Below are 19,531 nucleotides of genomic sequence, written 5' to 3' on the forward strand. Positions count from 1 at the left end.
GCGCATGGCCAGCATCGAACTGCACCCCGCTCAGCGAGATGAACTGCAAATCATCGAAAACCTCATGCAGTTCTACATGTACGACTTCAGCGAATGGCTGCCGCTGCAGATCGCAGAGCACGGTTTCTTTTCCATCCAGCCGAAAACCGATTACTGGCGCCGCCCAACGACGCAGCCATTCCTGATTTGCGTCGACGGCGAACTGGCAGGTTTTGTGACCGTCGATGACGAAACCCATATCGCCGGCGCTGAACTCAACATTGGCTACTTCTTCATTACTCGACGCTTTCGTGGCCAGGGTGTCGCGCAGTTTGTCGTCTCTGCCCTCTTGAAGCGCATCCCCGGTCAATGGCAGATTTTCCATATCGACGCCAACCTGCCGGCACAGCGCTTCTGGGCCGGGCTGATCCCTGAATTGACTGGCGGCGATTTCACCCGGCAGCAGCGCGACGTGGACGGTTATCCGTGCACGTTCTACCGCCTGCGCACGCCTTTCTCCGTTACTTGAACGGATCCTTTCTCATTCCAAAACAGCTTTGTCCGACAATATGTAGTGAGCAAAAATAATCACTACAAAACCGTTGACGGCGTCGTTTTGCTTTTGCATGATGAAGACGTTCCCCGATCGGGAACATCGGTAACACGCTTGAGCAAACTCGTCTGACCGCCGAGTTGTTTTTTCCGGATACACGCTGCCCACAAGGCAGATTGAAGAAGCTGACCTGGCCTGAACGTCCAGTACAAGGACGAGAAGCGCTGGCGAAAATTCTCAAGACGCTTGTGGTCGACTCTGAACAGGTCGTCAAGGAGCCTCCCGGTTTTCGCTGCTTCTCCTCGTTGTGACGCTATTGCGTAGCAGTTATTCAACACGACTACATGCAACAGATGCACGACCCCGTACTTCCCACGGGCGAGCGCTGACGTCCTGGTTTCGGTGCCAGGGATCAACTAACCGATGGGCTACCTGTATTAGCGAATCAACTTTGAAAGATCACCAGACTGGTCAAGGGGCAACATTATGAATCTGAACAATCAACCCACTATCGAAGAACTGGCGCGTATATTTGCTGCACAAAAAGACAGCCACGACAGCCATATCCTCTGGATCAGCAAGTCGGGGCAAGTGCATATCGACTGCCTGGCGCCCCATGCTGGCGAAGAAGAGTTCGACCGTAACCATCAAAACCTGCTGGCCCGCCTGAAGATGTATCGCCGTGGCCACGGTTATGTTGGCAAGAAAGCTGCGGCCGACAAGGACTTCATCGGTAATGTTCTGCAAACGCTGAAACAGGCGTGGGACTCGATGCAGAACCACAACGAAGTTCGGGTGATTGATCGGTTCTGCTGATTTAAAACTTCAATAACAAAAAAGGGCCTGCTTCCGATAAAGAAGCAGACCCTTTTTTATTGGCCAGAACAGAAACACCACAGGGACAGCGCCGTTCAATGACTCTTTGTTCCCAGCACCAACTCCATGAATGCCTGCGCCGCTGCGCTGTGGTAGTTGTTCTTGCGCCGCAACAACGCCGCTCCGCGCTGCGGCGCGTCGCTTTCGACGCGCAGTTTGCGCAACGCTCGATCCTCAGAAGCAATCGCCTGCGGCAACATCGTAGCCATCGGTGAACAACGCACAACTTCCAGCAAAGTACTCACCGAGTTCACCTCGATCCGCACCTGAGGCGTGATCCCGTGCTGACGAAAATATTCATCCACCGATAACCGTGTAATGAAGTCCGGCGCCAGCAAGGCAAAATCCAGTGCAGCAAGATCGTCCTGCGTCAGCACTGAGCGGCTGTCATACAGCGGATGCTCCCGCCCCACCACAATCCCCAGCGTCTCGGTAAACGCTGGAATGCATTCAATGTCGGCATGGCGCACGGGCGTGAAGGCAATTGCGATATCCAGCGAGTCATCCGCCAGCCCCGCCTCGATGTCGTCCATCGACAACTCGAAAACCTGCAGATGAATGCCTGGATAACGCGCCGTGAAGTCACGCACCAACGGCCCGACCAGATACGCCATGAACGTCGGCGTCATGGCCAGACGCAAACTGCCGCGAGACAGATCTTTCACGTCATGCAGTGCGCGCTTACCTGCCTCCAGTTCCACCAATACCCGCCGTGCGCATTCGATATAAGCCTGGCCAGCATCCGTCGGTTTGACCGTACGCGAGGTGCGATCAAACAGATTGACCCCCAGCGTTTCCTCCAGTTGGCGAACCTGTTGCGACAGGGTCGGCTGCGACACATGCAGCGCCTCGGCGGCGCGGGTGAAACCGCCGTGATCGGCAACGGCCAGCAGATAACGCAAATGTCGCAGGAGCATGGAAACACCAACTATAGGCAATACTTATGCAAAGCATTGTATATCGATCTTGGACGCTATGGATCATTCGACAGAAGATGGCTCCCACACAGCAAGCCAACCCTGAAAGGAGTGACACCATGCAACAGTCCCACGCCTACAACGACACCAGCCTGGCCCTGACCACCCGCATTCTCGACGCCAAGGCACGCAAAGATCTGTCGTGGCAGGACCTCGCTGACGGCACTGGCCTCAGCCTGGCCTACGTGACCGCTGCTCTGCTCGGTCAGCATCCATTGCCGGAAAACGCTGCCCAAGTGGTTGGCGACAAGCTTGAACTGCACGCTGAAGATGTCGCAGCCATGCGGATCATTCCCTTGCGTGGCAGCCTCAGCGGTGTGCCGACCGACCCGACCATCTACCGCTTCCACGAGATGATCCAGATCTACGGCACCACCCTCAAAGCGCTGGTTCACGAGCAGTTCGGCGACGGCATCATCAGTGCCATCAACTTCAAACTGGACATCAAGAAAGTCGAAGACCCGGAAGGCGGCTCCCGCGCCGTGGTCACCCTCGACGGCAAATTCCTGCCCCTGCGTCCGTTCTGATGTGCCCCGGCCCGCACCCGAGTGCGGGCCCTCCGATCTCCATCCAAGAGGACACGCACATGAAAGCCCTGATCGACGGTTTCCTGAAATTCCAGAACGAAGCGTTCCCGCAACGCACCGAACTGTTCAAACACCTGGCGACCACCCAGCAACCCGGAACCTTGTTCATCACCTGTTCCGACAGCCGCGTGGTGCCGGAACTGCTGACCCAGCAAGAACCCGGCGAACTGTTCGTCATCCGTAACGCCGGCAATATCGTGCCGTCCTACAGCCCGCATCCGGGTGGCGTTTCGGCGACGGTGGAATATGCCGTGGCGGTGCTTGGCGTGACCGACATCGTGATTTGCGGTCACTCCGACTGCGGAGCAATGACCGCTATTGCCAAGTGCAAATGCATGGATCACCTGCCCGCTGTCAGTGGCTGGCTGCAACATGCCGAGTCGGCGAAAGTGATGAATGAAGCGCGCACGCATGCCAGTGATGCAGCGAAGTTGAGTTCAATGGTGCGCGAAAACGTGATCGCGCAATTGGCGAACATCCAGACCCACCCGAGCGTGCGTCTGGCTCAGGAAAAAGGCCTGCTGAACCTGCATGGCTGGGTGTATGACATCGAGACTGGCTCGATCGATGCGCTGTCCTCGGACCGCCGCACCTTTGTGCCGCTGGCCGAACAACCGGCGACGTGTGCGGTCCATGCGCAAACTCATCACGCTGCTTGAATCACACCGGATCTGATCGTTCCCACGCTCTGCGTGGGAACGATCAGTGCCCGCCGGATCAGCGTTTTACCGTGAGATCGACCTGGGTCATCCGGCTGCGCACGGTAAACACACCGTCGCCCGATAGAATCGCACTGCGCGCAAACAGCCGCCCGCTTTCCCAGTTCGAAAGCCCCAGTTCCGGTTTATTCAGCGCGTACTGACCATCCACCCAACGGGTGATGCCATTGCCCACGAACGGCGCGTTCACCGCGTTGTAAAAACGCTCCTGAGCCGCGGCGTCCTCACTGATCAAGGACACGGTGAATTGCGGACTGTAGCGGTTGAACAGCGCAGTCGCCTGATCCAGATCATCAACAATCATCAGGCTGACTTCCGGAGTTTCTTCCCATTCCCACTCGCGGCCCAACGCGGACTCGCGCAAAGGTTCGGCCAATGCTTCGGTCCGATAACCCTCGGCGCGATAGACCTCGACCGTTGCGTTCTGCCAGTCACTCGGCAGGCAGTCTTGGCTGCCTTCGACAATGTGCAATTTGCAGCCCTGCCCCCGAGCAATGCCGGCCTGCTGCAATGCCTCAAGGAACAACGGCACCAGCTCCGCCGCACGCTCGCGCTGAATCAGGCAGACATTCAGCGTGTTGCACACCTTGCGATCCAGCGAGTTGCGCACCACGGCGGCGAAGCGCTTGGCATCGGCCTCACGATCGGCAATCAGCCACGCCCCACCGGTACCGTGCAGACTCACAGCGGTGCCGGCCTGCTGCGCGATGCTGCCCAGTTGACTGACCGCACGCCCCGAGCCGCGTGCCACCGCCAGCGATAAGCGCCGATCGGCAAACATCGCCCAACCGGCGGCATGATTGACACTTTCCACCAGCGACACCGCACCAGCCGGCAAACCGGCATCGGCCAATGCCGGGTTCAAGGCGTGGGTGACGATGGCTTGTGCCGTGCCCAACGCATCGCTGCCAATGCGCAGTACCGCGGTGTTGCCAGTACGCAAGACGCCGGCGGCATCGGCAAACACGTTGGGCCGACCTTCAAAGACAAAGGCCACGATGCCCAGTGGCGAAACCACTTGCTCGACCTTCCAGCCGTCGTGTTCGACGCTGCTGATGACTTTGCCGCGGGTCGCGGCGGCATCACGCCAGGCACGCAGGCCGGCGCTCATATCGCTGCGCATGCGCTCATCGGCGAGCAAACGGGTGGTGGACCGACCGCGCGCCTTGGCCCGTTCGATGTCGGCCCGGTTGGCGGCTTCGATCTGCGCCCAGCAATCGGGAGTCTCCAGGCGCTGCGCGAACCGATCAAAGAACTGACTGATGGCTTCATCGGACACGGCTGACAACGCCGTGAATGCAGCGGCCGCACGCTCAATCGCCACGGACGCCGCTTGTTGGTCCGCCACCGGAATCAGCAGCAGCTCGCCACTCACCTGCTCGACCAACAGATGGTCACCGGGCTGAAAGCGCGCGGCCAGTTCGGGGCTGACCACAGTGACGCGGTTTCCAGCGAAAGGGATCGGCGTGCCAGCAACCAGACGTTCGAGTGCAAGAGACATGAAGCGGATTCACCATGCAGAGAGCGGCCGGAAAATGTAGCGGATTCACCGCCGAAATACACCTGCTCAATCGACGTTTTCCAGACGAAAAAAAGCCGCTGCGCGCATCACGCACAGCGGCTTTTTTTACGGCAATTTCTGAGGTTTTGGCTTACGCCGTCAGCGAATAAATCAACGCCGAAATCGCCACCAGACCTACGGCGGTGACAAACACGTTCGACGCCTGACCACGATAACGCGCCATCGCCGGCACTTTACGGATCGCGTACATCGGCATCAGGAACAGGATCGCTGCGATGACCGGGCCACCGATGGTTTCGATCATGCCGAGAATGCTCGGGTTCAGGGTCGCGACGATCCAGCACACCACCAGCATGAACGCCGCAACAATGCGATCCAGTGCCTTGGCACTCGGACGCTTGCCGCTCTTGACGATCAAGCCTTTGAGGCCTTCGCTGGCACCGATGTAGTGGCCAAGGAACGACTTGGAGATCGCCACGAACGCAATCAACGGCGCTGCGAATGCGATGGTCGGATTGCTGAAATGGTTGGCCAGGTACGACAGGATCGACAGGTTCTGCGCTTTCGCTTCAGCCAGTTGTTCCGGCGACAGGGTCAACACGCAGCTGAAGACGAAGAACAGCACCATCAACACCATCAGCGCATGGGCGCGAGACAGGATCTGCGAGCTGCGCTCTTCGGCATGCGCGCCGTAACGACGCTTCTGGTCGACGGCGAATGCCGAGATGATCGGCGAGTGGTTGAACGAAAACACCATCACCGGGATGGCCAGCCACAGCGTGTGCAGCAAGGCCGACGGTGCCGGCACCTGCGACACGGTGGCGAGGATGCCGCCGTTCCAGTGCGGGATCAGGTACACCGCCAGAAACAGCAGCGCAACGATGAACGGATAAACCATCAGGCTCATCGCCTTGACGATCGCCTGCTCGCCGCAACGCACCACGGCCAGCAGACCAAGGATCAGCACAAACGATAACAGCGCGCGCGGTGGCGGTGTGATGTGCAGTTGGTGTTCGAGGAAACTGGCGACCGTGTTGGTCAGGCCGACGCTGTAGATCAGCAGGATCGGGAAGATCGCGAAAAAATACAGCAGCGTGATCAGCGCACCGGCCTTGATGCCGAAATGCTGTTCGACGACTTCGGTGATGTCAGCGCCTTCGCGACCGGACAGTACAAAGCGGGTCAGGCCACGGTGTGCGTAGAACGTCATCGGGAACGCCAGCAGCGCGAGGATCACCAGTGGCCAGAAACCACCCAGCCCTGCGTTGATCGGCAAAAACAGGGTGCCGGCGCCGATGGCCGTCCCAAACAGTCCCAACATCCAGGTGGTGTCCTGGCGATTCCAGCTCGACAGCTCGGCTGGTGCTGCTGCGTCAAAGCGCTGGTCGACGCTTTTGGCCTGATCATTCATCCGGTCGGATCTCCGCATTCCGGTCACTTGCCACTCGGTCAGGACGCGTCGGAAAAAACCGACAGACATGCTCCGGCCGAAACAGGGGCGCGATTCTCCGCGATAAATCAACAGAAGCAAAGACTTAGCTGAGGAATGGTTGTGCGGAGCAGATCAGCGGATTGTCGTTTTCGGGAATATTCCTGTCGCAAACGAGTACGCCCATTGTCGTTTTCTGAACGGTATCTGCGCCGCGCCTTACCAGGAAAACCAGATCAGATCGATCGACCCAACAGGAATCCAAGTGACCAGCAAAAGATTCCAAAAGCCAGCGTCGCCCAGACCGGGAACATATCGCCTTTGTTTTTAATACGCACCCTTTCAGCCCACTCATCGTGTTCCCGCTCCATTTCTTCCATTCGGGCTTTGCGATCATAGGTACTCATGTTGCTTTCCTTTTTGGGTCATGGGTCTGGAAGGAGTGAAATGCGAACAATCAAAGCTTGAAGAAAACCCCTGCTATTGCAGTGACTGCTGTCGCCACCCCCGCTAATACTGCGAGCGGATAGAAACTCGTCTCTCTATTAAGCTTTTTCTCTTCCGCCAGAAGCTTTTTTCTTTCAGCCACAAACTTCCTTGATTCGTTCTCCAGCCTTTCGAGCTCCAGATATTCACGATTGTTCTTGAGCATTCGCCTTCCTTGGCTGTGGCAATCGCTGACGGGCAGCCTTGTGCCCTTATGATTTCGCACTCATCAATTGCCCGATAGCAGACCGATCTGCCAGATTCGTAGGCAAAATCCGCGAATTTCGTAGGTAGCCTCAGACATCGAAATACTTTCATTCTGGCCGGCATGATCTAGCGTGAGAGAAGCCCCCTACCCCACGGAGCCCGCGCCATGCCCCTCGTCCGCGTCGACATCCAGCACAACCCCGATCCTACCTTCGCCAAACGCGTCGGCGAACATATCTATGCCGCGCTGCGCAGCTGTATCGATGTGCCCGAGCACGACAATTTCCAGATCCTCGCCGAGCATGCCCCTCAACACTTCGTCTACGACCCGCACTACCTCGGCATCCAGCGCAGCGACGGGGTGGTGCTCATTCAGATCACCATCAGCGAAGGCCGCTCGGTGGAAAAGAAACAACTGTTGTTCAAGACCATCGCCGAAAGCTTGCACACGCATCTGGCGGTGCGAATGGAAGACGTCTTCATCAATTTGCTGGAAGTCAAAAAAGAAAACTGGTCATTTGGTAACGGCATCGCTCAATACGTGACTTGAGACGCCGCTACACTGCTTGAAGCAGCGCCGCGGCCAGCATTGCCAAACCGCTCTGGAATCAGCACTCTGACACGACTTTCGCGACCGAACCGCCCTTGATCTCAGGAGCCGCGCAATGCCCGCCACCGTTCTGGTACTGGTTGAAACTATCAATGACTATTTACCGATTCTCGAACATCAGGGCTTTCACCTGATTCTGGCGCCGACGCCAGCCGAACGTGCCCAAGCCATCGCCACCCACGGCAGTCGCATTGATGCGGTGCTGACCCGTGGCCCGCTGGGCCTGACCGCCGCCGAAATCGCTGCGCTGCCGGCCCTGCGGATCATCACCGTGATCGGCGCCGGTTACGAGCAGGTCGATTTGCAAGCCGCCAGTGATCGCGGGATCACCGTGACCAATGGCGCCGGGGTCAACGCCTCGTCAGTGGCGGACCATGCCATGGCCATGTTGCTGGCGCTGGTGCGCGATATTCCCCGTTGCGATGCGGCGGTCCGCCGAGGTGAATGGCCGAAAATCATGCGTCCATCGCTGGCCGGCAAACGCCTGGGAGTTCTCGGTTTGGGTGCGGTGGGTCTGGCAATCGCCAAACGCGCCAACCTGGGCTTCGACATGGAGATCAGCTATCACAGCCGCCAGGTGCGCAACGAGGTGCCGTACACCTTCTGCTCAACACCGACCGAGCTGGCGCGCGCCTCGGACTTTCTGATCGTCGCCACGCCCGGCGGCATCGGCACTCAGCATCTGGTCACCCGGGCGGTGCTCGATGCGCTCGGGCCGAACGGCTTTATCGTCAACATCGCCCGCGCCAGCGTGATTGCCACGGCGGATCTGATCAGCGCGCTGGAGCAACGGCGAATTGCCGGCGCGGCGCTCGATGTGTTCGACCACGAACCGCAAGTGCCGGATGCCCTCAAGAGCCTGGGCAACGTGCTGCTGACACCCCACGTCGCCGGCCTGTCACCGGAGGCCACTCAAGGCACAGTCGAACTGGTGGGCAAAAACCTCGTCGCGTTTTTCTCCGGGCAACCGGTGCTCACCCCGATTGCCCTGCCGCCAAAACTCAGCAACCAACGCGTGCACTGATCTGACTGACCTGTAGGAGCTGCCGAAGGCTGCGATCTTTTGATCTTGCTTTTATAAGATCAAAAGATCGCAGCCTTCGGCAGCTCCTACACGGTGGGCTCTTGTGCTTATTCGGAACGCTGATTATCCGGCAACACGCTAACCTATAAGACCGCACCGCGCTTGTGAGCAATCGGGCGCGCCATTAGATTAGCCAATGATGTCTGGCCTCCAAAATAAGCAGAAGGGATAAGCATGGCGCTTACTGACCAGTCCACCCGTATTCGCTCGGGCGAAGAACTCGATGCCAGCCTGATCGATCCGTACCTCAAGGCGCACTTTCCGGGCCTCACCGGCACGCCGCAGATCAGCCAGTTCCCCGGCGGTGCGTCGAACCTGACTTATCTTCTGGAATACCCAGGCCAGGAATTCGTCCTGCGCCGCCCGCCGTTCGGCCACAAGGCCAAATCCGCCCACGACATGGGCCGCGAATTCCGCATCCTCAATCAATTGCGCGACGGTTTTCCGTATTGCCCGAAAGCCTACGTGCACTGCACCGACGAATCGGTGATCGGCGCCGAGTTCTATGTGATGGAACGGGTCAACGGCATCATCCTGCGCTCAGAACTGCCGCCGGAACTGGGCCTCGATTCGGCGAAAACCGAAGCACTGTGCAAGAGTTTTATTGACCGCTTCGTCGAACTGCACCGCGTTGACTACAACGCCTGCGGCCTCGGCGATCTGGGCAAACCGGAAGGCTACGTCGCCCGCCAGATCAAAGGCTGGAGCGAGCGCTATGAAAAAGCCCTGACACCCGATGCGCCCCATTGGCAAGCGGTAAAAGCCTGGCTCAACGACAAGATGCCCGCCGACCATCCGACCTCCAGCATCGTCCATAACGACTACCGCTTCGACAACGTCATCCTCGACCCGAACAACCCGATGCAGATCATCGGTGTGCTCGACTGGGAACTGACCACCCTCGGCGATCCGCTGATGGACCTGGGCAACACCCTCGCCTATTGGATTCAGGCCGATGATCCGGCGCCGGTGCAACTGATGCGCCGCCAGCCGAGCCACGCGCCAGGCATGCTGACGCGCCGCGAGTTCGTCGACTACTACGCCGAACGCTCGGGCATCCAGATCGACAATTTCGACTTCTACTACACCTACGGCCTGTTCCGTCTGGCCGGCATCGTGCAGCAGATCTACTACCGCTTCTACCATGGCCAGACCCAGGACAAACGCTTCGCGCAGTTCATTCACATGAACAAACTGCTGGAGCAAATGAGCCTGCAAGTCATCGCGAAATCGAGCCTCTGACGGCCCACACCAAGGAACCCCTATGTCCAAGACTCAGTTGTTCGACCTCGACGGCAAGATCGCTTTCGTTTCCGGTGCCAGCCGTGGCATCGGTGAAGCCATCGCCAAACTGCTCGCCCAGCAAGGCGCCCACGTGATCGTCTCGAGCCGCAAACTCGACGGCTGCCAGCACGTCGCCGACGCGATCATCGCCGCTGGCGGCAAAGCGACTGCCGTGGCGTGCCACATCGGTGAAATGGAGCAGATTGCCCAGGTGTTCGCCGGGATCAAGGAACAATTCGGCCGCCTCGACATTCTGGTCAACAACGCCGCGACCAACCCGCAATTCTGCAACGTGCTCGACACCGACCTCGGCGCGTTCCAGAAGACCGTCGATGTGAACATTCGCGGCTACTTCTTCATGTCCGTGGAAGCCGGCAAGCTGATGCGTGAGAACGGTGGCGGCAGCATCATCAACGTTGCGTCAATCAACGGTATTTCGCCGGGGATCTTCCAGGGCATCTACTCGGTGACCAAGGCCGCGGTGATCAACATGACCAAAGTCTTCGCCAAGGAATGCGCGCAGTTCGGCATCCGCTGCAACGCCCTGCTGCCAGGCTTGACCGACACCAAGTTCGCCTCGGCACTGGTGAAGAACGATGCAATCCTCAAGCAGGCATTGACGCAGATCCCGCTCAAGCGCGTGGCCGATCCGAGTGAAATGGCGGGTGCGGTGTTGTATTTGGCCAGTGATGCGTCGAGTTACACCACGGGTGTTGCGTTGAATGTGGATGGCGGGTTTCTGTCCTGATCCCGCTCAAATCTTGAACTGATCCCGCCCCTGCAGGAGCTGCCGAAGGCTGCTCCTACAGGGAAAGGGTTTAGCCTTGGACCTTGGGCAACTGCCAGCCAAAATGCACCGACAGCAAGCGTAACGCCAGACACGCCGCCCCCGCCAGCAACGCCGCCGCCACCGGTGAGACACCCAGCCTGCGCCCGATGATCAACACCGCCGCTCCGACAAACGCCGAACTCGCATACAAATCCGCCTGCAACACCACCGGTATCCGCGCCAGCACAATGTCGCGAATCACCCCGCCACCAACGCCGGTGATCGTGCCCATCAACATCGCCACAAACGGCGTAATGCCAAAATTCAACGCTTTCTGCGCACCGGCCACGGCAAATAGCGCAAGGCCCGCCGCGTCCAACACGATCAAGGTCGAACCGGACCAACCCAGCACCTGCTCATGAAAAACAAACGCCAGCCCGCCCATGAAGAACGCCAGCGCCGGATAGCGCCAGTCGGCCACGGCATTGGGTGGCGTAGCGCCAATAAGCAAGTCACGGGTCACCCCGCCGCCGAGCGCGACGATGAACGCAATCACCATCACCCCGAGCAAGTCGAGCTGACTGCGCATCGCCGCAATGGCACCTTCCACCGCGAACACCGCGGTGCCGACCAGATCGGCCACCAGCACAATCCGCTCAACCCGGGACTTACGCCCCGCCGACGCTATTGCGTGACGCAACGGGTGGTGGTGATGTGGCGAGTGACCTGTTCGTCGACGTACATATCACCGGAGACCTCAGTGTTTTCGAGGACCTGACAAGTGCGTTCCGGTGGTGGAGGCGGTGCGACAGGTGGAGGCGGCGGCGGACTGGCACAACCCGCCAACAGCACAACGAAAAAAGCCAACGGCAACACGCGTTTCCCAGGATTGTTCATAGGACGACCCGCGATAAATGGAAGAGCCACTCCCGCGCCCAAACCGACCACGAGAGACCTGACCACTCATTCTTTATAGCCGACAGGCCCGCATGTGCCAGTAAAGCGCCGTATTGGAGGTCAATGGCTGTCGATTTTGCGTGGGGGATCGAAAGGGTTTGCAGATTCAAATGTGCAGGGCCAGACAGGGCGCCATCGCTAGCAGGGCTAGCTCCCACAGTTGGAACGGGTGCATCCAGTTCGATATGCGTCGGTTGGGAGGGCGCCATCGCCAGCAGGGCTAGCTCCCACAATTGGATTGGGTGCATCCAGTTCGATATGCGTCGGTTGGGAGGGCACCATCGCTGGCAGGGCCAGCTCCCCCAGTGCGAAGCACGCGGCGCAGCCGCACCACTCAACAATGAGCGCAAGCTCGAGTACCGCTTTTGATCTGAAGGCCCGTCGGCAGGCTGAGTGGAGGGATTGATCCGGGGGTGGGAGCGCAGCGACCGTTTGGCGCAGCCAAACACAGCGAGAGGAGGTGCAGCGAAGCAAACCGTAGGCGCTGCGCCCGGATCGATCCCGGAGCGAAGGAACCCGAGCCACAGCGAGGGCCGAACGTCAGGGTGAAAGACCTTTGGTTCCTTTGGGCTGGGCCGGCACTCCGGCGTTTGCCAAAGGGACTCGCCGTAAGGGCGAAACCGTAATCCGCAACACCCTGAAAAACGGATATACACCCAATCCTAAACCTGAGACCTAAACCGAAGACCTAAACCAAATCCGGATCCCGAGAAGACCGCAAAGAATTACTCCCCAACTCATACCGCAACTCTTCAATCAACGCCTCGACCGACTCCGGCGTACGCAACGCATCCAGCTTCAGCCCACTGATCACCAGATCGACTTGCCCCGACACCGGGTGATAAAGCTTCACCGTCAAAGAATGATCGCCATCCACCAGACACTCACACGCCAGCGGCGAAAAACTCCGCTCAAGCTGCGCGCGCAACTGCGCAAGATTCATCATTACGGCTGTCCTTCAGTTACTTCAGAGGGGACACGATCACCAGCCCAACAGGCTCGTATCGCACCCCACCAGACTAAGAACAGTCCCCCGCCACCAATACCTCCATTTGCACCAGTTGAACTAGTGCATTTGCACCTTAGCGCTGGCCCTTGGCACCTGAGTCCCCGGCAAACAAACCACGCTCGCGTGCCCAGACAATCGCCTCGCTGCGGCTGTGCACATCGAGCTTGGAATACACCATCGCAACGTGGTTGCGCACCGTGTTCAGCGCCAGTTTCAGCCGAGCGGCGATCTCCTTGTCCGCCAGTCCTTCACAAATCAACCCGAGCACATCGCGCTCGCGCGCCGTCAGATCAGTGAACGACACGCTCGGCAGTTGCGGCGAGTTGACCTTCTTCACATTGGCCAGTTTTTCGATCAGCGTACGGCTGAACCACGAAGCATCCTTCATCACCTCTTCAATCGCCGCCACCAGCTCAAGCTCGGTGCGTTTGCGCTCGGTGATGTCCATCAGTACCAGCAGATAACACGGCATGTCCTGAATATTGACGGTGTCGGCGGACAACGCGCATTCGAGCAAGTCGCCGTCCTTCTTGCGCACTTGCACGTCAACCCGATTGACCCGCCCACTGTTTTCCAACGCCGTCAGCAACCGCGCACGGGCGCCGTTGTCGCTGATGAAGTCGAGCTGCGTGACAGTTTTACCGAACACTTCCTCACTGTCGTAAGCCAGGGTTTCGAGGAACGCCTGATTCACATCGATCACCTGCTGCGCGTCGGCGCTGCAGATCAGAATCGGCACCGGCGTCAGGCGGAAGGCCTTGGCAAAGCGTTCTTCGCTTTGGCGCAACGCCACCTCAGCCTTGTGCCGCATCTCCATGTCGACGAACGAGAACAACATGCAGTCCTCGTCGTTGAGCAGCAGCGGCTGGCCGGCGACGATCACCTGCTTGCTGCTGCCATCGGGCAAGCGCAGTTCGGCCTGCATTTGCGGAATGGTCGCCACGTCGCGCAAGCGCTGAATCGCCAGATCCCGTTGCTCGGCCCGTTCAAAGATGTCGATTTCATAGGCCGAAGTGCCGATCACCTGATCACGGGTGTACCCAGTCATGTCCAGAAACCCCGGATTGACCTTGATAAAGCGCAGATCGCTGAGGCGGCAGATCACCGCCGGTGCCGGGTTGGCGTTGAAGGTCTTTTCGAAGCGCTGCTCGGCGTTGGCCCAGTCCGTGACGTCGCTCATGATCAGCACCAGCGACTCGGGCTGACCCTCGCGATCGGTGAGGATCATGCTGCGCACGCTGTGTACCCAAGTGCGTTCCGGGTCATCGGTCGGCGACACTTCGATCAGCACGTCATTGAAACTCTCACAGCGCGCCACCCGGCTGATCGGGTAGTTTTCGGTGGGGATCGAGTGATTGTTGCGATAGCGCAGATTGAACTGTTTGGCGTACTCGGCGGCATTGTGGCCCAGGTCGGTGATCCGGCTGACACCGTGCATGGCCAGCGCGGCTTCGTTGGCCCAGAGAATGCTCTGATCCAGCTCCAGCAGGATCACCCCGTCGGACAGCCCGGCGATGATCTGCTGCAACTGGCGGCGATTGGTTTCGGTAGTCAGGACTTCCTGGCTCATTGGATCTCCACAAGTGATGCGCCATGTGAAGAGTACGACCGCACGGGTTGGTGATCGTGCCGAGCCAATATTTTCGGAACACCACCCTTTCTCGTGGGAGCTAGCCCTGCTAGCGAAAGCCATCTATCAGTCGACATCGGTGTTGATTGACCCACCTCAATCGCCAGCAGGGCTAGCTCCCACAGGGATTAGTGTGGATTCGAGGGTTCGATGAGTTCACGCAAGGTATCGAGGAAGAGTTTGAGCACTGGCGAACCATCATCCGCCCGATACGTGGCATACAACGGCACTTCCGGCAACGCCGGGGTCAGCCGCCGAAACACCAGCCCCGCCGGCGCCAGTTGCGCAATCGATGCCGGCAACAGCGCCACGCCAAACCCGGCACGCACCAGACTCAACAACGTCTGCACCTCGATCACCTGCTGACGAATCTGCGGCGTGAACCCGGCCTGAATGCAGCACTGGTAAAGAAAATGGGCGAACCGCGACTGCTTCAGTTCCAGCGCGACAAACGGCTCCTGGGCCAGATCCGCCGGGGCCAGCACCTCGCGTTGCGCCAGCGGATGATCCGCCGGCATCACCACATGAATCGGTTCGTAGATCAGCAATTCATTGCGCAACAGCGGATCGTCATAGCCGACGCGAAACACGCAGGCGTCGATGCGTTTCTCCTTCAACGCCTTGACCTGCGCTGCCGGGGTCATCTCGTGCAACCGCCAATTGACCTGCGGATAGCGCTCGCGAAACAGGTGCAACGCCTTGGGCAGCACACCGACCATCACCGAACTGATCATGCCGATTTCCAGCTCACCGAGCTGCCCGCGCCCGGTCTGCCGCGTCAGGTCCAGTGCCCGATCCAGCTGCTCGAACACCAGCGGCGCCTGCTCCTTGAGCATCTGCCCCGCCGCCGTCAGTTCAACCCGATGATGACTGCGCTCGAACAACGGCGTGCCCAGTTCCTCCTCCAGCAAACGAATCTGCTGGCTCAGCGGTGGCTGGCAGATGTGCAAGCGTTCGGCAGCGCGACCGAAGTGCAGCTCATCGGCCAACGCCATGAAGTACCGCAGCAATCGCAGGTCCATGGCGATTTATCCCAGGCTCAGTGGCGTCGAACGCTGGCGCACGCCGGTCAGCGCGAACAACGCATTGGCGATGGCCGGCACCACCGAAGGACTGCCCAGCTCGCCGACACCTCCGGGTTTGCTCGGCTCACCGTCCAGCACGAGGATGTCCGTGACCGGCATATCCGACATACGCGTAACGCGGTAATCGTGGAAATTGCTCTGCACCACCCTGCCCTGTTTGATATCGAGTCGATCGAACAAGGCGTGGCCGACCCCCCACATCAAGCCGCCGTAAATTTGCTCTTCGACGCCGCCCGGCGACACCGCCAAACCACAATCGACCACGCAGGTGAGCTTCTCGACCTTCGCCTTGCCATCGACCGTCGCCACCCGCGCAACCACCGCGATAAAACTGGTGTAACCCTGATTGGTCGCGATTCCCAGCGCCGTGCCCGGAGGCAGCGGCTGGCCCCATCCGGCGCGCTCGGCAGCCTGCTTGAGCACCGCCACATGTCGTGGCCGCTCCTGCATATTGGCCAAGCGGAACGCCAGCGGATCTGCACCGGCCGCGTGGGCCAGTTCATCCATGAAGCTTTCCACGGCAAACACGTTGGGAATGAAGCTCACCGAACGATACCAACCGCTCGGCACGTTGCTTTCGTGCTTGACCCAGTTCAGTTCCAGATGCGGCAGACGATAGGCAAAGTCCCACGCGGTGATCGCCTCGGTGGTGCTGTAATCCATCTTGTCTGGCCGCTCGAAGTAACCCGGCTCCCACTGCTCCGGCGAGGCCGGCGACACCGCATGGAGTTGCAGCGCGCTGAGTTTGCCTTGGGCATCAAGCGCACCTTTGACCCGATGCAACGTCGCCGGATGATTGAACAGCGCGTGCATTTCATCTTCGCGGCTGTTCAGCAGTTTCACCGGCACAGCGGTTTTCTGCGCCAGGTACGCGACCTCGAACAACCAGTATTTGGCCTCCCGCGCCCCGAAGCTGCCGCCAGAAACCAGCTCATGAATGGTGACGTTGGCCTTGTCGATCCCGCACACGGTTTGCGCCGCTTCCAGCGCCGAGGATGGCACCTGCACGCCGCCCCAATAGGTGATCGCTTTGTCCTTGACCTGCGCGGTGATGCAGATCGGTTCCAGCGGGTTTTGCACCTTGTAGGGCATGGTGTAATCGGCTTCGATCAGTTTGGCCGCGCCCGCCCATTGCCCGACGACATCACCTTGGGTCATGGCTTTGACGGTTTGTGCTTTCGGATCGCCAATGGCCTTGGCCTGGGCGCTGAACAACTGCTCACTATCAAACCCGGCCAGAGGCGAATCGCTCCATTTGATCTGCAGCACTTTGCGGCCCTGCTGCGCGGCCCAGAACGTGTCCGCCAGTACCGCGACGCCTTCCAGATTGCCGCCGAGCACATCCGGACGCCCCGGAATCGCCAGCACTTTGCGCACGCCCGGCACCTTTAGCGCCGCCGCCGAGTCGACGCTGACAACCTTCGCCCCGACCACTGGTGCACGCTGGATCACCGCCACCAGCATGCCCGGCAATTGCACGTCGATGCTGTACTTGAAGCGCCCGCAGACCTTGGCCGCCGCATCGCGCTTGTGGCGCAGCTTGCCGATGTATTTGAACTGCGCCGGATCTTTCAGCGTGACGTTGGTCGGGGCGGACAGATTCGCCGCGACACCGACCAGTTCGCCGTAACCGAGGCTGCGTTTGCTCGCCGTGTGCACGACCCGGCCTTCTTCGGTGGTGCAACTGTCGGGGCTGACTTTCCACTGCTTCGCCGCTGCCGAGATCAACAGCGCCCGCGCCGTCGCACCGGCCATGCGCAGGCGATCGTATTCGAGGGAAACACTGGTGCTGCCGCCCGTGGAGAAGACTTTCCAGACCGGGTGGATGTAGGTTTCGAAAAACGGATCTTCCGGGGTGATCACCTGCACGGTCATCGGGTTGACGTCCAGCTCTTCCGCCACACACGCGGCCAATGCCGTTTGCGTACCGGTGCCGGAATCGTGCTTGTGCACCACCAGTTTCACCGTGCCGTCGGGAAAGATCCGCACCCAGGCATTCGGTTCGAACTCGTTGGCCGGCGCCATGGCTTTCGGGTCAGTGGCTGCGATGCCGCCGGGCAGATACAGGGCAATCGCCAGTCCGGACGCGACGGTCGCCGCTTGCTTGAGAAAAACCCGGCGCGGCAGTTCGATGCGGGTGTCGTCGACAAGGCTCATCAGGCCTCCTTCGGCGCGTTCGCCGCACGTTTGATCGCTTTGTTGATGCGCCCGTAAGTGCCGCAGCGGCAGATATTTCCGGACATCGCATTGCGGATCGAATCGTCGGTCACTGCCGCACCGGTGTTGAGCAGCGCGGCGGCGGACATGATCTGCCCGGATTGACAGTAGCCGCATTGCGGCACATCTTCGGCGACCCAGGCCAGTTGCAGCGGATGGTTTTCCGTTGGCGACAAACCTTCGATGGTGGTGATGCTGTGGCCCGCGACGGCGGCCGCTGGCAGTTGGCAGGAACGCACCGCGACGCCGTCCAGGTGCACGGTACAGGCACCGCACAGGCCCATCCCGCAGCCGAACTTGGTGCCGGTGAGTTTCAGTTGATCACGCAGTACCCATAACAAGGGCATGGAGGAGGACGCTTCATCCAGCTCGCGTCGTTCGCCGTTAACCGTGAATGCAATCATTGTCAGGCTCCGAAAGAGCGGCCCGTCTTTGTGCGGGCCTGGTCACCGATTATTGGAACCCCGAGCAAAACCCGGCCAGCGACGATTTCTGCCAACCGCTGTAAGCAGGACTAACAACATGTACAAGCGATACCCGTCGGTGCAGTCCATGAGCGCGTTTATCCACGCCGCGCGCAGCGGCAGTTTTTCCAGTGCTGCGCGCAAACTTGATCTGACCCACAGCGCGATCAGCCAGCAGATTCGCGCACTGGAGGATTTCATCGGTCAGCCGTTGTTCGTGCGTGAAGGTGGCGGCAGCAACCTGACCGATGCCGGGCAGTTGTTTGCCAGTGTCTTGTCGGACGGTCTGGCGCAGATTGACCGGGCGATCTCCTCGGTGAAAAACCGTAGCGTCGCGCAACGGTTGACCCTCGATGTGGACAGCGAACTGGCACAGAGCTGGCTCAATCCGCGTTTGCCGCAGTTGCTCGATGGACTGCCGGATTACGAGGTGACGCTGCTGTCCATGCCGCGCAGTGATCGCAGCACGTTTGAGCGGGTGGATCTGGCGTTGCGCTACGGCTATGGCGATTGGGATGACTGCGAGATGACGCAGATTTGTGGCGATCGAGTGTTGGCCGTGGCCTCCCCGGAATTGCTGGAGCGCTATGGTTTGCAGGTGCCGTTGAGCCCGGCGCAGATTCTTGAGTTGCCGTTGTTGGGGTATACGCGGCGGTCTTGGATTCCGTGGCTGGATGCCGCCGGCATGACCCCGAGCGAACCGCCGGCGCGGGTGATTTTTGATAATGCGGCGAATTTGATTGCGGCGGCCGAGGCCGGTGTCGGCGCAGGGTTAGTGCGTGGATTGTTGGCCGCCGATGCGTTGCGCAACGGGCGGTTGGTGGCGTTGAACGAGGCGCAGATTGCCGCGCATTACAACCTTTACGCGGTGTGGCCGCATGGGCAGGCTGAGCGTGTGGCGCCGGTGGTTGAGGTGATCAAGCAGTTAGCCCTGCGTACACAATCCTGACGCCATCGCTGGCAAGTCGAATCGTCGCACCGCAGCTCCCACAGTTTTTTGTGTTGCGACACAGATCGGATTAACACCTCGATCATTGTGGGAGCTGGCTTGCCAGCGATGAGGCCGGCGCATTCACCACAAAACCAA

General features: G+C 59.6%; 20 protein-coding genes. 9 read left to right on the plus strand and 11 right to left on the minus strand.

Annotated features, from left to right (window positions below; all coding sequences use genetic code 11):
* Positions 1–4: 4 nt before the first annotated feature.
* Both AC3Y64_RS17180 and AC3Y64_RS17185 read left to right on the plus strand, forming a co-directional pair.
* Complete coding sequence (locus AC3Y64_RS17180) at positions 5–508, plus strand: GNAT family N-acetyltransferase (RefSeq protein WP_489984605.1); 504 nt, start codon at positions 5–7, stop codon at positions 506–508.
* A 510-nt stretch (positions 509–1,018) separates the two neighbouring features.
* Positions 1,019–1,348: a hypothetical protein gene (locus tag AC3Y64_RS17185; protein WP_489984606.1), complete on the plus strand. Its 330-nt coding sequence runs from the start codon at positions 1,019–1,021 to the stop codon at positions 1,346–1,348.
* A gap of 95 nt (positions 1,349–1,443) precedes the next feature.
* On the opposite strand, the gene cynR is transcribed toward AC3Y64_RS17185, so the two are convergent.
* The gene (gene cynR / locus AC3Y64_RS17190) at positions 1,444–2,325 is read right to left on the minus strand and encodes a transcriptional regulator CynR (protein ID WP_489984607.1); all 882 of its coding nucleotides are present in this window, start codon (positions 2,323–2,325) and stop codon (positions 1,444–1,446) included.
* A gap of 119 nt (positions 2,326–2,444) precedes the next feature.
* On the opposite strand from cynR, the gene cynS reads away from it, so the two are divergent.
* On the plus strand, positions 2,445–2,912 hold the full coding sequence (cynS, locus tag AC3Y64_RS17195) for a cyanase (protein WP_489984608.1): 468 nt from the start codon (positions 2,445–2,447) through the stop codon (positions 2,910–2,912).
* A gap of 59 nt (positions 2,913–2,971) precedes the next feature.
* The gene (locus AC3Y64_RS17200; RefSeq protein WP_489984609.1) at positions 2,972–3,631 is read left to right on the plus strand and encodes a carbonic anhydrase; all 660 of its coding nucleotides are present in this window, start codon (positions 2,972–2,974) and stop codon (positions 3,629–3,631) included.
* Between the two features lie 58 nt (positions 3,632–3,689).
* On the opposite strand, the gene AC3Y64_RS17205 is transcribed toward AC3Y64_RS17200, so the two are convergent.
* The 4 genes from AC3Y64_RS17205 to AC3Y64_RS17220 all read right to left on the minus strand — a co-directional run bounded on the left by AC3Y64_RS17205 (position 3,690) and on the right by AC3Y64_RS17220 (position 7,294).
* Positions 3,690–5,192 carry an aldehyde dehydrogenase family protein gene (locus AC3Y64_RS17205; protein ID WP_489984610.1) on the minus strand — a complete coding sequence of 501 codons (1,503 nt, stop codon included), beginning with the start codon at positions 5,190–5,192 and terminating at the stop codon, positions 3,690–3,692.
* Between the two features lie 151 nt (positions 5,193–5,343).
* Complete coding sequence (locus tag AC3Y64_RS17210; protein WP_489984611.1) at positions 5,344–6,624, minus strand: HAAAP family serine/threonine permease; 1,281 nt, start codon at positions 6,622–6,624, stop codon at positions 5,344–5,346.
* 254 nt (positions 6,625–6,878) lie between these two features.
* The gene (locus AC3Y64_RS17215; protein ID WP_163005230.1) at positions 6,879–7,049 is read right to left on the minus strand and encodes a hypothetical protein; all 171 of its coding nucleotides are present in this window, start codon (positions 7,047–7,049) and stop codon (positions 6,879–6,881) included.
* A gap of 50 nt (positions 7,050–7,099) precedes the next feature.
* Positions 7,100–7,294 (minus strand): hypothetical protein, encoded by a 195-nt coding sequence (locus AC3Y64_RS17220; protein WP_489984612.1) that lies wholly within the window; start codon positions 7,292–7,294, stop codon positions 7,100–7,102.
* A gap of 207 nt (positions 7,295–7,501) precedes the next feature.
* On the opposite strand from AC3Y64_RS17220, the gene AC3Y64_RS17225 reads away from it, so the two are divergent.
* The 4 genes from AC3Y64_RS17225 to AC3Y64_RS17240 all read left to right on the plus strand — a co-directional run bounded on the left by AC3Y64_RS17225 (position 7,502) and on the right by AC3Y64_RS17240 (position 11,061).
* Entirely contained in the window at positions 7,502–7,885 is a 384-nt protein-coding gene (locus AC3Y64_RS17225) for a tautomerase family protein (RefSeq protein ID WP_489984613.1), read from the plus strand.
* Between the two features lie 115 nt (positions 7,886–8,000).
* Positions 8,001–8,969 (plus strand): 2-hydroxyacid dehydrogenase, encoded by a 969-nt coding sequence (locus AC3Y64_RS17230; RefSeq protein ID WP_489984614.1) that lies wholly within the window; start codon positions 8,001–8,003, stop codon positions 8,967–8,969.
* 234 nt (positions 8,970–9,203) lie between these two features.
* Positions 9,204–10,271 carry a phosphotransferase family protein gene (locus AC3Y64_RS17235; RefSeq protein WP_489984615.1) on the plus strand — a complete coding sequence of 356 codons (1,068 nt, stop codon included), beginning with the start codon at positions 9,204–9,206 and terminating at the stop codon, positions 10,269–10,271.
* A 22-nt stretch (positions 10,272–10,293) separates the two neighbouring features.
* On the plus strand, positions 10,294–11,061 hold the full coding sequence (locus AC3Y64_RS17240; protein WP_007911074.1) for an SDR family oxidoreductase: 768 nt from the start codon (positions 10,294–10,296) through the stop codon (positions 11,059–11,061).
* Between the two features lie 70 nt (positions 11,062–11,131).
* Here AC3Y64_RS17240 and AC3Y64_RS17245 read toward each other — a convergent pair whose 3' ends face one another.
* From AC3Y64_RS17245 to AC3Y64_RS17270, 6 genes are all read right to left on the minus strand, one after another.
* The gene (locus AC3Y64_RS17245; protein ID WP_256671480.1) at positions 11,132–11,725 is read right to left on the minus strand and encodes a trimeric intracellular cation channel family protein; all 594 of its coding nucleotides are present in this window, start codon (positions 11,723–11,725) and stop codon (positions 11,132–11,134) included.
* Between the two features lie 1,002 nt (positions 11,726–12,727).
* A complete protein-coding gene (locus AC3Y64_RS17250; RefSeq protein WP_489984616.1) occupies positions 12,728–12,985 on the minus strand; it encodes a DUF1652 domain-containing protein in 258 nt (85 codons plus the stop codon).
* 136 nt (positions 12,986–13,121) lie between these two features.
* Positions 13,122–14,618, minus strand: a complete 1,497-nt coding sequence (locus AC3Y64_RS17255; RefSeq protein ID WP_489984617.1) for a helix-turn-helix transcriptional regulator — start codon at positions 14,616–14,618, stop codon at positions 13,122–13,124.
* Between the two features lie 188 nt (positions 14,619–14,806).
* Positions 14,807–15,700, minus strand: coding sequence for a LysR substrate-binding domain-containing protein (locus AC3Y64_RS17260; protein WP_489984618.1), 894 nt, complete (start codon positions 15,698–15,700; stop codon positions 14,807–14,809).
* Positions 15,701–15,706: 6 nt separating this feature from the next.
* On the minus strand, positions 15,707–17,920 hold the full coding sequence (locus tag AC3Y64_RS17265; RefSeq protein WP_489984619.1) for a xanthine dehydrogenase family protein molybdopterin-binding subunit: 2,214 nt from the start codon (positions 17,918–17,920) through the stop codon (positions 15,707–15,709).
* Positions 17,920–18,384, minus strand: coding sequence for a (2Fe-2S)-binding protein (locus AC3Y64_RS17270; RefSeq protein WP_159815707.1), 465 nt, complete (start codon positions 18,382–18,384; stop codon positions 17,920–17,922). The genes AC3Y64_RS17265 and AC3Y64_RS17270 overlap by 1 nt, the downstream gene beginning before the upstream one ends.
* 118 nt (positions 18,385–18,502) lie before the next feature.
* On the opposite strand from AC3Y64_RS17270, the gene AC3Y64_RS17275 reads away from it, so the two are divergent.
* A complete protein-coding gene (locus AC3Y64_RS17275; RefSeq protein WP_489984620.1) occupies positions 18,503–19,393 on the plus strand; it encodes a LysR substrate-binding domain-containing protein in 891 nt (296 codons plus the stop codon).
* Positions 19,394–19,531 lie beyond the last annotated feature (138 nt).

It is taken from the genome of Pseudomonas sp. 4CAES_32.4, assembly GCF_058136335.1.